The organism is Pseudomonas sp. So3.2b (assembly GCF_019464415.1).
Classification (GTDB): Bacteria; Pseudomonadota; Gammaproteobacteria; order Pseudomonadales; family Pseudomonadaceae; genus Aquipseudomonas; species Aquipseudomonas shahriarae.
Map to the genome: position 1 here is coordinate 697,436 of NZ_CP080494.1, position 12,792 is coordinate 710,227.

Here is a 12,792-nt window from a genome sequence, read left to right on the forward strand (position 1 = left end):
CTTACTGCCAGCGGCGAAAGATCAGCGACGTGTTGACGCCGCCAAAGGCAAAGTTGTTGTTCATCACGTAGTCGTTGTGCATCTGGCGGAACTCGCCGCGCAGGTAATCCAGCTCGCCGCAGCGCGGGTCCACTTGATCGAGGTTGAAGGTCGGCACGTACTGGTCGCGGTTCATCATCTCGATGCTGAACCACGACTCCAGCGCCCCGCAGGCGCCCAGGGTATGGCCGAGGAAACTCTTCTGCGAGCTGATGGGCATGCGGCTGCCGAACAGGCTGCTGGTGGCCAGGGTTTCGGCAATGTCACCTTGTTCGGTGGCGGTGCCGTGGCCGTTCACATAACCGATGGCATCCGGCGCCAGGCCGGCATCTTCGAGGGCCAGCTCCATGGCGCGGCGCATGGTGGTCTGTTCAGGTCGCGTGGTGTGCTGGCCGTCGGCGTTGCTGCCAAAACCAACGATTTCGGCATGGATATGCGCACCACGGGCCAGGGCATGTTCCAGCTCCTCAAGCACCAGCATGCCGCCGCCTTCGCCGATCACCAGGCCGTCGCGACCGCTGTCGTAGGGCCGTGGGCTGGTTTGCGGCGCGTCGTTTTTCAGGCTGGTGGCGTAGAGCGCGTCAAACACCATGGCTTCGGTGGGGCACAGTTCTTCGGCGCCACCGGCGAGCATCAGTGGCAGGCGGCCGAACTTGATCGCTTCATAGGCATAGCCGATGCCCTGGCTGCCACTGGTACACGCGCTGGACGTGGGGATCAGGCGCCCGGTGAGGCCAAAAAAGATGCTGATATTGGCCGCCGTGGTGTGCGGCATCATGCGCACGTAGGAGTTGGCGTTCAGACCCTCGGCCACCGAGTTGAGCAGCATATTGCCGAATGCCTTGATCTCGTCGGTGCTGCCGGTGGATGAGCCGCAGGCCACACCCATGCGCCCATCCTTGATCGACGCATCGCCCAGCAGGCCGGCGTCTTGCAACGCCTGCTCGGCGGCCCACACCGCCAGGCGCGAGACCCGGCCCATGCTGCGCAATTGCTTGCGGGTCCAGTGGGCGGGCACCACAAAGTCGTCAATCGGCCCGGCCAGGCGGGTGTTCAGTTCGCTGAAGCGATCCCACTCGTCCATGCGCCGGATACCGCTGCGCCGGGCGCGGAAGTTGGCGACGATGGTGTCCCAGTCGCTGCCCAGGGAGGTCATGCCGGCCATGCCGGTGACTACCACACGTTTCATCAGCACAGGCCCCCGTTCACGGCCAGGACCTGGCGGGTGATGTAGCCGGCTTCGGCTGACATCAGGAAGTTCACCGCACTGGCGACCTCTTCGGGGGTGCCCATGCGTTGCGCGGGGATCATTTTCATCAGCTCTTCCACCGGCACATTCTCATCGAGCATTGCCGTGTCGATCAGGCCCGGGGCCACGCAGTTGACGGTGATCTTGCGCTTGCCCAGCTCAATGGCCAGGGCCTTGGCGGCGCCGATCAGGCCGGCCTTGGACGCGCTGTAGTTGACCTGGCCACGGTTGCCGATCAGCCCCGAGACCGAGGTAATACATACAATGCGCCCGGCCGCACGACGCCGGATCATCGGCATCATCACTGGGTGTAGCACGTTATAGAAACCATCGAGATTGGTACGCATCACCACGTCCCAGTCGTCTTCCGACAACGCCGGGAACGCGCCATCGCGGGTCAGCCCGGCATTCAGCACCACGCCGTAATAGGCACCGTGGGCTTCTACGTCGGCTTCAAGGATCTGCTTGCAGGTGGCCCGGTCCGCCACGTCGAATTGCAGTACCCGCGCCTTGCGGCCCAGGGCCTCGACTTCGACCTGTACGGCATCTGCCTCGGCGCGGCCGCTGCGGCAATGCAGCACAATGTCATGGCCGGCCTGGGCCAGGCGCAGGGCGATAGCGCGGCCGATACCCCGGCTGGAGCCGGTGACCAGTACGGATTCAGTCATGACGCGTGTCCTTCGATTCAGCTAAATAGTTGGCCGCCTGGGGCGGTCGAAATACGTTCAGGCGGGCGCTGGCCTGGATCCCGTCGCCGGTCAGGTGGCATTCGAACACACCCATGCCGTTGTCGTCTTCCAGGGAGCGCAGGCCGTGGATGGTCAGTTCGCTGCCGGCGGGAAAGTGCTCGACATTGCATTCGAATTTGCGCGTGCCCAGCAGGAAGCCCAACTCCACTGCTTCGCCGTTCTGGCGTGCGCGGCAGCCGGCATAGGCGGCCACGCTTTGCGCCATCAACTCGACGCCGACCCAGGCCGGCAGGCTGCCGTCAGGGCGGTTGAACAGGCCGCCGGGCTTGACGGTGACGCGGGTGCGGATCTGTTCTTCATCGAACGCCAACACCTGGTCGATCAGGATCATGTCCCCGGCGTGGGGCAGCAGTTCGGCGAGTGGCCAATGGCTCATAGGGCGTCTCCGATAATCAGGCTGACGTTATTGCCGCCGAAGGCAAACGAGTTACTCATCAGGCAGCGTTTTTCCAGGAGGTCGCCGACCTTGGCCCAGCGCAGGGCGGGCAGCGCCGGGTCGGCTTGGCCGTCCCAGATATGGGGCGGCACAGCACCTTCCATCAGGCTCAGCCAGCAGAATGCCGCTTCCAGCGCCCCGGCGGCGCCGAGGGTATGGCCGGTCATGGGCTTGGTCGAGGAACAGGCTACACCGGCGGGGAACAGGCTTGCCACGGCCAGGCTTTCCATGGCGTCGTTATGCTGGGTGGCGGTGCCGTGCAGGTTCAGGTAACCGATCTGCGCCGGCGCCAGTTTCGCGCTGGCCAGGGCCTTGCGCATGGCCTGCAATGCGCCCTTGCCGCTGGGTTCCGGCGCAGAAATATGGTGCGCATCGCAACTGGCGCCGCTACCCAGCAGGGCGATGGGCGCCGGGGTTTTGCTCATCAGGAACAGCACCGCCGCCTCGCCGATATTGATGCCGTTGCGGTTCACCGAAAACGGGTTGCAGCGTTCGCTGGAGACCGCTTCCAGCGAGGTAAAGCCATTGAGGGTCAGCTTGCACAGGCTATCGACCCCGCCACACAGCACCGCATCGCACAGGCCCAGGTCCAGCAGGCGGCGTGCGCTCATCATTGCGCGGGCGCTGGAGGTGCAGGCGGTGGAAATCACATAGGCCGGGCCGCTCAGTTGCAGCCAGTCGGCGAGGAAGTTGGCCGGGGCGCCGAGTTCCTGTTGCCGGTAGTCATAGGCCTCGGGGAACTGCCCTTCGCGCAGGTAATGGGCGATGCCGCGACTGGCTTCATCAATGCCCGAGGTGCTGGTACCCAGCACCACACCGATACGCGAGGCGCCAAAGGTGTCGATCGCCTGCCGGATCGGGCCTTCGATCTGCAAGGCGGCCTCCAGCAACAGCTGATTATTGCGACTGCTCTGCTGGGCCAGGTGCGGCGGCAGTGGCGCCAGTTCGCCAGGCACGCTGCCCACCGGCAGTACTCGCTCGGGCACCCAGCCGCTCTCGGCGCGCATACCCGAGCAATCCCCGGCAAACAGATTGCGCCGCACGGCCTGCTGGCCGCGGCCTAGGGCGCAGATGATCCCCAGGGCATTGAGGTAGGCGGTCATGGGCTGCTCTCAAGCGCGGTGACGCGATAGTTCAGGTGCTGGCCGGGCATGTTCACGCTGAAGGTCAGGGGCGCGCGGTAGATCACCTGCCAGTGCGGCTTGAGTACCCGTACGCCATCGCCTTCACGGGCTTGGGGGTAGTTGCCGGGCATTTCAGCGGCCGGGGTCAGGGCGAACAGCAGCGCCGCAAACAGCTCGCGGGCCTGGGGGTTGGGCGGTAGCAGGCCATCTGCCTGCCAACGGCCGGCCACCAGCTTTTGCCGGGCCTGGGGGATGCCCAGCGGGTCCATCAGTGACCAGCGCAGGGCCTCGCCTTCGCGCTGGATCACCAGCAACCAGTCCTGGCGCTGGCCGTCCTGCTCGCGCTCGATATGCAATTGCAGGGGCAAGGCCAGGCTCGGTGTATGCACCGGCAGTGGCGGCTGGCTGGCGCACGCGGCCAGCAGCAACAGGCAGCCGATCAACAACGCGCGGATCATGCTGGCGGGCCTGCGAGTGGCTTGCGTGCAACCACATTCACCAGGGTCTCTTCACGCTCGCCAAACGGCTTGGGCTGACGCAGGCCCCAACGCTCCAGCAGGCCGAAGTCAGCCGAGCGGCTCCACCACAGGTACGGGTACGACACATTCTGCGGGCCAAACTCGAAACCCTGGTCGCGGATCATCTCCAGGTACTCGGCGGCGCTTTTCTGCACATGCATCGGGTGGCGGAACAGCCAGCGAATCACCCAGGTGTCGATATAGGCTTCGGTGGACTCGGCAAACAGCAGGTAGCCGCCCGGCTTGAGCACCCGATAGAACTCGGTGAGTGCCCGCTGTTGCTCCACCAGGTGGTGGAAGGTCTGGTGGCAGAACAGGATATCGACACTGTCATCGGCCACCTTGAGGGTTGCGCAATCGCTGCCGATCAACTCGATATCAATGCCCTGGCGCGCCGCTTCGGCACGGCTCAGGTCGAGGCTGTGGGGGTCGGCGTCAAGGCCGATCAGGCGCTGGGGGGCGAATACCTGCTGCAAATAACGGAACGACTTGCCCTGGCCGCAACCGGCATCCAGCAGCACTGGAGCTTCCGGCAGCGGGGTGCTGAACAGGCTGCGCAGGTCGTTGATTGCCACGCGCAGCACATGATGCTGCCAGGTGTGGCTGCGCAGGAACCAGAAGCCGAATTTGGTTTCTTCGACGTAGTTTTTACTCAAGTACTCTTTTGACACAGGTGGGCTGCTCATAGGTTTTCTGCCGCACAAATTTCCGAGAGCATCCGCAAGCGGCGCTTGGGTTCGCTGACAAAGGGGTTGCGTTCATCCCAGGCGTAGCCGGCGAGGATCGAACTGATCATGCGGCGGATTTCCGGCGAGCTGCCAGGGTGATAGATCACATCCTGGAAGGTGCCGGCGTACCAGCCTTCGACGTAGCAGCGGAAGGTGTCGACCCCGCGTTTGAGCGGCACCGCGAACTCGGTTTGCCAGTCCACGCTTTCGCCCTTGAGCTGGCGGTGCAAGAGCCCGGCGGCCATGCTGGCCGAGCGCATGGCGATGGTCACGCCGGACGAGAACACCGGGTCGAGGAACTCCGCGGCATTGCCCAGCAGCGCAAACCCCGGGCCATGCAGGGTGGTGACGTTCGCCGAGTAGCCGCCAATGGTCCGGGCCGGGGTATCCCACACGGCATTCGCCAGCACACTGGACAGGCTCGGGGTTTGTTCGATAAAGCGGCGCAGGCAGGCATCCAGATCCCCATCGCAGCCGGCGAAATGCTCCTTGGCCGCGACCACGCCCACCGAGCAGCGCCCGTTGCTGAACGGGATGGTCCAGAACCAGATATCGCGCTGGGTCGGGTGGGTGGTGATAAGAATCTTGCTGCGGTCGAAGCCCGGATGTTCGATATGGTCCTCGACGTGGGTGAACACCGCCTGGCGCAGCGGGAAGTTCGACGGCGCTTCCAGGTTCAGCAGGCGTGGCAGCACGCGACCGTAACCGCTGGCGTCGAGGACGAAGCCGGCCTTGATGTGGTATTCGCGACCGTTTTCGCGGCGTACATGCAGGTAGCGGTGGCCGGCGGCGAAATCCACCCCGACCAGGGTCTGGCCGTAACGGATCTCTACGCCTTGCAGCGCCGCCTGATCGGCCAGCAACTTGTCGAAGTCGGCGCGCTGGACCTGGAAGGTCGTGGGCTTGCCGTCGCTGAATGTGTCACCGAAATCAAAGGCGCTGTAGCGCTCGCCCCAGGCAAACGCGGCACCGGTTTTCAGTTGGAAACCGGCGGCGTTGACGGCCTCGAGCATGCCGGCCTCTTCGATAAAGTCGATGCAGTGGGACAGCAGGCTCTCGCCGATGGAAAAACGCGGGAAGTGCTCGCGCTCGATGATCAATACATCATGCCCGTTACGCTTGAGCAGCGCGGCCGCAATGGCACCGGACGGGCCGGCACCGATCACCACGACCTGGCGGCGTTCCATTTCAACTGTGGGCACTGTGGCTCCTTGCCGGGTTGGCGATCATTACATTCAACTCAAAAAAATTAGTGGGCATCATTGCGCATGTTCCTGGCGGCCGGCCCATGGCGCCAGCATAAAGCTGAAGGCCAGGCCCAGGCTGACCGACAGGCCGAAATTACTCACCGCCGGGGTGCTGGACACCGCCAGCAGGCCAAAGGACAGCCAGGTGGTGACGGCTGCCAGCAACGTCCCCAGCAGGCTGACAGCGGCACCGCCGATCTGTTCGCGCATGAGGATTGCATAATCGACGCTGATCGCCGTCACCAGCAGCAGGCCGAACAGGCTGAACAGGGTCAACGGCTGCCCCAGCCAACCGAGGCTGGCCAGGCTGCACAGCGCCGCCAGCAGCGGCAGGGCGACAATCCGCAGCGCGCCGCCCAGGCCAAAGGGCAGAATCAGCAGCAAGACGATCAGTACACAGGACAATAATTTCAATTCGGCAGCGCTGATCTGGGTTGCGGCAAATACCTGGTTCAAGTCGCCGAGGCGGTCCACCAGTTGCACGCCCGGCAGGTCCAGGGCCTGGATGCGCAGCAGCGCCGGGTTGTTCAAGCCTTGCAGGCTGACCATCGCCGCCACGCCGCCCTCGACATTGCCCAGCCACAGCAGGCGCCACGGCTCGGCCAGCGGGCCAGCCAGGGCGGCGTCGATGTCGGCGGTGGGCAGCGCCTGCAACTGCGCCAGCTCTGCTTGCAGGGCGCTGGCGGGGATGCCGAGGTCGAGCAGCGGCTGCCACAGGGCGGGCAGTTGATTCAGGGCTTCGCGCAATTGCTGCTGTTCGCCGGGGGGGCTGACCAGTTGATTGAGCGCCAGGTAGCCTTGCAGTTTTTCCATGTGCACCAGTTGATCCAGGCGCAGGCTCAACGCAGCCTGGCGTTCCAGCAACTGCTGTTGATTGTCCGCGCGTACCAGGAAGAACTGGCTGGTGGGCTGGTAGCCGGTAATGCGGGCAATCGCCTGGGCTTCTTGCAGCAGTTGCGGCGGCGCGCTGATCCACTGGCGAATATCGTTCTTGCTGTTCAGATGCCACAGGCCACCGGCGCAGAACAGCAGGGCCAGCACCAGCAATGCCTGGCTCGGCAGGCGCTTGAGCAGCGACTCACGCACCCCCAGCAGGAACTCGGCGACCCGCAGCGGCCATTGCGCCGGGCGCAGGTCCATGCCGTTGAGCAGCGCCGGCAACAGGCACACCGCCGACAGGTAGGCGCCCACCAGGCCGGCGGCGGAGAACACGGCGATCTGGGTCAGCGCCGGGAACGGCGTCCAGGCCAGGGCCAGGTAGCCGATGCAACTGGTGGCCAGGCTCAGGCTCAGGCCCGGCAGGGTCAGGCGCAAGGCTGGCCAGCTGCGCCAGGGTTGCAGGCTCCAGCTCTTGGACAGGTAGTGCAGCGGGTAGTCGACGGCCACGCCGATCAGGCTCGCGCCCAGCACCAGGGTCATCACATGCATATGGCCGAACAGCGCCACACAGGCCACCGCGCCAAACAGCATGCCCACCAGCACCGGGACAAACGCCAGCAACACCCGCCAGCGACGAAACGCCAGCAGCAACAGCAACAGGATCCCCACCGTTGCGCCACCGCCGACCCAGGTCATCTCGCGGCTGGCTTGTTGTTGACCGTTGGCCGCGTACAGCAGGCCGCTGGCGGCGAGCAGTTGCACGCCGTGCTGGGCGGCCTGTTCGCGGCTGGCTTGCAGCAAGTCGGCGACTTGCAGCGGCAGCTTCATATCAAAGGCATTGCCCTGGGTACGCGCACGCAGCAATACCCAGCTCTTGCCGTCGGCGTCGGCGATCAGCGCGCCGCTGCCGATATCCAGTTGCACCGCGCCGTGTTGTGGCTGGCTGCTCTGGATGCGTCCGGTCAGGCCCAGCCAGTCGTCCTGGCTGGGGACCAGGCTGAAGCCGGTAAAGGGATCGAACAGTGTGTGTACCCGCTCTGCGATAAACGCCGCAGGCTCGCCGATCAACTGTTCGCGGTCCTTGGTCGACAGCATCGCCAGGCGCCCTTGCAGCAATTGCTGGCGCAGGGCGGGCAGGTCGGCTTGCAGGGTCCAGGTGACTTTTTCAAACAGACCGCTGGCCTGCCAGCGCTCGCCCAATTGTTCGGCCATGGCCACCGCCTGCTGACGCTCGGCATGCCCGACCAGCACCAGCATCTCGCGGTTCAGGGGTTCCTGCATGCGCTGCTCGGCCGCCAGCTCCAGGGCGTCCGGGGTGTTACCTGGCACCAGTTCCATCAGGTTGGCCGACAACGGCGCGCCCTGGCGCCATTGCCAGCCGGCCAGGGCCAGCACGGCCACCAGCAGGATCAGGAACAGGCGCGGCAACCAACGCTCACTGGGCAAAGTCGTGTTGCTCCGCGTCGCTCAAAGGTTGCGTGCTGGTACTGTCCTGCATGCGCAACAGGGTGCTGTCGCCCTGGGTTTCCAGCAACTCGATGGTGTGCACCAGTTCGCCGCCGTCGATATTGATTTGGGTGAACACTTGCTTGAGCAGCAGCGAGCGCGGGATCAACGTGAGTTTCCAGGCCTTGGCTTCGCCTTGCAGCTGCAACTCGAAGTCGCGCTGCAAGCCACTGCTGTCGCCTTGCAGGACGGCGAGGAACAAACGGTTCTGCTCGGCGCCGGCGCTTTTGTTCGGCAGTGGCTGCCAACCGTTTGCATCACGGCGGGCAATACCCTGGGCGTTGATGCGGTAGTCCTGCTGCAGCGGGGTTTTTAGCAGCCAGAGCAGGCCGTGGTCCTTGGCCAGGACGAAGGTACCTGTGCTGGTCAGCGGCTGGGGCAGGGCACGCAGGTGTTTTTCCTGGATGAAGTTGCCGTGGATCACCGTAGGCTTGGCCAGTTGATCGCTGAGCTGTTGCAGGTCAAAAGCATAAGCCCCGAAGCTCAGCAACAACCCGGCTGCTGTAGGTGCGAGCTTGCTCGCAAAAAACCTCAGGGCGCTGCGCAGTGTCAGGGCCCCTGGGTTAGCGTTGACGTCCATCGCCGGCAAGCCAGCTCCCACAGGGGTCAGCATTTCAAGGCCCTTTCGACGGCGGTGGTGAACACGGTTGGCGAGGCCAGTTGCATCTCGCGGCTGGCAATTTCTACGGCCACTTGCACGGTGCTGGCGCGGGTCAGGCGCTCGCCGCTGGCAAGGTCGGTGATCAGGTAGTTGACCTTCAAGCGGTTCTCCCACTCCACCAGGCTGGCGCGCACGTTGAGGGTCTGGCCAAAGGTGGCGCCACGCACGTAGCGCAGTTGCATGTCGATCACCGGCCACGCATAGCCGGATTCGAGCATTGCCGTGTAGTTGTGGCCGAGCTTGTCGAGCAACGCGCAACGGGCGATTTCCAGGTACTTCACGTAGTGGCCGTGCCAGACCACGTTCATCGTGTCGATGTCGAAGAACGGTACGAGGATTTGTGTGTCGCTGTGCAATACGCCGGGGCTACGCATGCAGCCTCCAGTGTTGCGCGGCGATGCGTTGCAGGCACAGGCGCAGTTCGCCCTCCAGGGCCCGGTCTTCGATCACCGGCGGGAAGTCCTTGGCCAGTGCCTCGTGCATCGCAGCCAGGGCTGGCGGCAACGGCCGTGCATCCTTGACCTGGGCGCGCAACCACACGCCCTGGTTGGCGGCGAGCAAGGTGGCGGCGGCCACTTGTTCGGTCAGCTCCAAGACGCGGATCGCATCGCGGGCGGCGATGGTGCCCATGCTGACCTTGTCCTGGTTGTGGCATTCGGTGGAGCGCGAAAACACGCTGGCCGGCATGGTGTTTTTCAACGCTTCGGCGGTCCAGGCGCTGGTGCCGATCTGCACCGCTTTGAAGCCGTGGTTGATCATTGCGCGGTCCGCCGGGGCGCCCGACAGGTTGCTCGGCAAGCCATGGTTGTAGCGCTCGTCCACCAGCAGCGCGAGTTGCCGGTCGAGCAGGTCGGCGACGTTGGCCACCAGGTTCTTCAGGCTGTCCATGGCAAAGGCGATATGCCCGCCGTAGAAGTGCCCGCCGTGCAGCACACGTTCGGCTTCGGCGTCGATGATCGGGTTGTCGTTGGCACTGTTGAGTTCGATCTCGATAAACGAGCGCAGCCAGTTCAGGCTGTCGGCCAGCACGCCGAGGACGTGGGGCGCGCAGCGTAGCGAGTAGCGGTCTTGCAGGCGGTGCAGCGGCGCGGTCGGGGCGTCGATCGCCAGGTCCTTGCGCAGCCAGGCTGCGACCTGCATCTGCCCGGGGTGTGGTTTGGCGGCGAACAGGCGTTCGTCGAAGTGCTCCGGGTTGCCTTGCAACGCCACCACGTTCAGCGCGGTGATGCGTGTGGCCAGTTGCAGCAGGTAGTCGGCGCGGGCGAAGGCCAGGCAGGCCAGGCCGGTCATCACCGCGGTGCCGTTCATCAGCGCCAGGGCTTCCTTGGGTCGCAGCACCAGCGGGGTCCAGCCCAGCTCGCGATGGACATCGGCAGCCTGGCGGCGCTCGCCCCGGAACAGCACTTCACGCTCGCCGGACAAGGTCGCGGCCACGTATGACAGCGGCGTCAGATCGCCGCTGGCGCCGACCGAGCCTTCTTCCGGGATCAGCGGCAGGATGTCGTGTTCAAGAAACGCATGCAGGCGCTCCAGCAGTTCAACCCGCACCCCGGACACGCCATGGCACAGCGACTGTAAACGCGCCGCCAGCACCGCACGGGTGGCCTGGGCGTCGAGCAACTTGCCCAGGCCGCAGCCGTGGAAGGTGTACAGGTGGCGTGGCAATGCCTCGACATGCTGCAACGGCACCGCCACCACGCACGAGTCGCCATAGCCGGTGGTCACGCCGTAGATCACGCCTTCCTTGTCCAGCAGTGAATCGAGGAACTGCGCGCCCTTGGCGATGCGCTGGCGGTACCCGGCATCGTCTTGCAGGCGAGTGGGCGACTGACGGTTGGCCAGGGCCAGCACATCTTCGATGCGCAAAGGGAGTTCGCCGAAGGTTACCGGCTCAAGCAGATGCGTCGTCATCGGTCTTCCAGAAAGGGTAAAAGTTGAACCATTGTTGGGGCGCTTCCAGGCAGAACTGGCCCAGGCGTTCGGCGTAGCGGGCGGCCCAGTGGGCGATCACTTGCGGGCGGTCGCTGCGTTTCCATTCGATCAATTGGGCGAAGGGCTCGATGATCAAACGATAGCGGCCCTGGTGCTTGAGGCACATCAGCAGGTTGACCGGGCATTTGAGCAGCCCGGCCAGCAACCACGGGCCCTGGGGGAAGGCCGCGCTATGGCCGAGAAAATCCACGCGCACGGTGCGCCCGCCATGCAGCGGGATACGGTCGCCGGCAATTGCCAGCCATTCACCGTCGTCCAGGCGCTGGCTGAGCAACAGCATCACCGCCGGGTCCAGTTCGCTGACCTGGATCAGCCGCAGGTTGCTCGCCCCGGCTTCGCCCAGCAGGCGGTTGAACTGTTCGGCATGCTTGGTGTGCACCAGCACATTCATGGTGACTTTCTCGCCCAGCTCCGCCAGGGCCCGGCACACTTCCAGGTTGCCCAGGTGCGCACCCACCAGCATCTGCCCACGTTCGCCGCGCAGTTGCCCGCGCAACTGGGCCGGGTCGATGATCTCGATCTGTTCCAGGCGCAGCTTGCCGTTCCATACGTCGAGCTTGTCCAGCAAGGCGTCGGCGAAGGCCATGAATTGGCTGAAGACCTTTTTGTGGCTGGGGCGCAGCTCGTCGCGCCCGCTCCAGTCGGCCAGGCGCTGCTGGTATTGCCAGATGCTCTGGCGCGCAGCGCGGCCAAACACGAAAAAGTACAGGACGATGCCATACAGCAGTGGGCTCAGTACCCGGCGCCCGAGGACCTTGGCGGCGAACGCGGTGAGCTTCATCAGCCAGAAACTGCCGCGCTCCTGGCGGTCGGCCCAATGCCGGGTGTTTTCGCTCATGCTTGCCACCGTCGCCAGAGGATCAGCGGCGCGCGCAGCAACATGCCAAAGAACAGCCGGGTGTGCATCGACGAAATCAGCAGGTTGTCGTGGAACATCCGAAAGTGCGACAGGCCATCGGCCGGGTAATGCACCTTGGTCGGCAGCCAGCGCATCGGCTGGTTGCGCCATGACAGACGCACGAGGATGTCGGAGTCGAAATCCATGCGCTTGCCGATCCGCGCCGAGTCCATCAGCGCCAGCACCGGTGCCAGCGGGTAGATGCGAAAGCCGCACATCGAATCGCGGATCTGCAGCGACAGGCTGTTGATCCACACCCAGACATGGGTCAGGTAGCGGGCGTAGAGGCGGCCCTTGGGCACGCTATCGTCGTATTCGGGGTAGCCGCAGATCACCGCATCGGGGTGAGTGCGCGAGGCGTCGATAAACAGGGCGACTTCGCGCAGGTCGTGCTGGCCGTCGGCGTCCACTTGCAGGGCATGGGTAAAGCCCAGGCGTGCGGCTTCGCGAAAACCGACTTGCACCGCACCGCCCTTGCCCTGGTTGGTGGGCAGGGTGATCAGCGAGACGTTGTCCAGGCTGGCCAGTTGCGCCAGTACGGCGGCGCAGGCGGGGCTGCTGCCATCGTCCACCAGCAGGCAGGGCAGGCCATGCTCCAGCAGGCTGCGGACCACGGCGGGCACGGCGGCTTCATGGTTGTAGACCGGGATCAGGGCGCAGGGGTTATGCATGGTGGTGGACACCTGATGGACCGAGTTGCCTGCATCGCAGGCCAGCCAGCTCCCACATTGGGAATGTGTACCCATTGTGGGAGCGGGCTTGCCCG

13 protein-coding genes are annotated in these 12,792 nt (G+C 64.8%); all 13 read right to left on the reverse strand.

What is annotated here, in order from left to right; genetic code table 11:
* Window position 1 precedes the first annotated feature (1 nt).
* Genes K1X80_RS03070 through K1X80_RS03130 form a run of 13 tightly spaced genes read right to left on the reverse strand, consistent with a single transcriptional unit; the run spans window position 2 to window position 12,697 of the window.
* Window positions 2–1,228: a beta-ketoacyl-ACP synthase gene (locus K1X80_RS03070; RefSeq protein WP_057958183.1), complete on the reverse strand. Its 1,227-nt coding sequence runs from the start codon at window positions 1,226–1,228 to the stop codon at window positions 2–4.
* Window positions 1,228–1,956: a 3-oxoacyl-ACP reductase FabG gene (gene fabG / locus K1X80_RS03075; protein WP_057437246.1), complete on the reverse strand. Its 729-nt coding sequence runs from the start codon at window positions 1,954–1,956 to the stop codon at window positions 1,228–1,230. Before fabG ends, K1X80_RS03070 begins: the two co-directional genes overlap by 1 nt.
* Complete coding sequence (locus K1X80_RS03080) at window positions 1,949–2,413, reverse strand: hotdog family protein (protein ID WP_057437248.1); 465 nt, start codon at window positions 2,411–2,413, stop codon at window positions 1,949–1,951. Before K1X80_RS03080 ends, fabG begins: the two co-directional genes overlap by 8 nt.
* Window positions 2,410–3,576: a beta-ketoacyl-[acyl-carrier-protein] synthase family protein gene (locus K1X80_RS03085; RefSeq protein WP_057958089.1), complete on the reverse strand. Its 1,167-nt coding sequence runs from the start codon at window positions 3,574–3,576 to the stop codon at window positions 2,410–2,412. Before K1X80_RS03085 ends, K1X80_RS03080 begins: the two co-directional genes overlap by 4 nt.
* The gene (locus K1X80_RS03090) at window positions 3,573–4,055 is read right to left on the reverse strand and encodes a hypothetical protein (protein ID WP_057958090.1); all 483 of its coding nucleotides are present in this window, start codon (window positions 4,053–4,055) and stop codon (window positions 3,573–3,575) included. The genes K1X80_RS03085 and K1X80_RS03090 overlap by 4 nt, the downstream gene beginning before the upstream one ends.
* Window positions 4,052–4,786 carry a class I SAM-dependent methyltransferase gene (locus K1X80_RS03095; RefSeq protein WP_169989309.1) on the reverse strand — a complete coding sequence of 245 codons (735 nt, stop codon included), beginning with the start codon at window positions 4,784–4,786 and terminating at the stop codon, window positions 4,052–4,054. The genes K1X80_RS03090 and K1X80_RS03095 overlap by 4 nt, the downstream gene beginning before the upstream one ends.
* A gap of 11 nt (window positions 4,787–4,797) precedes the next feature.
* Complete coding sequence (locus K1X80_RS03100; RefSeq protein ID WP_081044168.1) at window positions 4,798–6,045, reverse strand: NAD(P)/FAD-dependent oxidoreductase; 1,248 nt, start codon at window positions 6,043–6,045, stop codon at window positions 4,798–4,800.
* A 57-nt stretch (window positions 6,046–6,102) separates the two neighbouring features.
* Window positions 6,103–8,415 (reverse strand): MMPL family transporter, encoded by a 2,313-nt coding sequence (locus tag K1X80_RS03105; RefSeq protein ID WP_057958092.1) that lies wholly within the window; start codon window positions 8,413–8,415, stop codon window positions 6,103–6,105.
* Window positions 8,405–9,088 (reverse strand): outer membrane lipoprotein carrier protein LolA, encoded by a 684-nt coding sequence (locus tag K1X80_RS03110; RefSeq protein ID WP_225923833.1) that lies wholly within the window; start codon window positions 9,086–9,088, stop codon window positions 8,405–8,407. The genes K1X80_RS03105 and K1X80_RS03110 overlap by 11 nt, the downstream gene beginning before the upstream one ends.
* Window positions 9,082–9,510, reverse strand: a complete 429-nt coding sequence (locus K1X80_RS03115) for a thioesterase family protein (RefSeq protein ID WP_057958093.1) — start codon at window positions 9,508–9,510, stop codon at window positions 9,082–9,084. Before K1X80_RS03115 ends, K1X80_RS03110 begins: the two co-directional genes overlap by 7 nt.
* The gene (hutH, locus tag K1X80_RS03120) at window positions 9,503–11,047 is read right to left on the reverse strand and encodes a histidine ammonia-lyase (RefSeq protein ID WP_220172655.1); all 1,545 of its coding nucleotides are present in this window, start codon (window positions 11,045–11,047) and stop codon (window positions 9,503–9,505) included. The genes K1X80_RS03115 and hutH overlap by 8 nt, the downstream gene beginning before the upstream one ends.
* Complete coding sequence (locus tag K1X80_RS03125) at window positions 11,028–11,966, reverse strand: glycosyl transferase (protein WP_057958095.1); 939 nt, start codon at window positions 11,964–11,966, stop codon at window positions 11,028–11,030. The genes hutH and K1X80_RS03125 overlap by 20 nt, the downstream gene beginning before the upstream one ends.
* Window positions 11,963–12,697 (reverse strand): glycosyltransferase family 2 protein, encoded by a 735-nt coding sequence (locus tag K1X80_RS03130; protein ID WP_057437268.1) that lies wholly within the window; start codon window positions 12,695–12,697, stop codon window positions 11,963–11,965. The genes K1X80_RS03125 and K1X80_RS03130 overlap by 4 nt, the downstream gene beginning before the upstream one ends.
* Window positions 12,698–12,792: the final 95 nt, after the last annotated feature.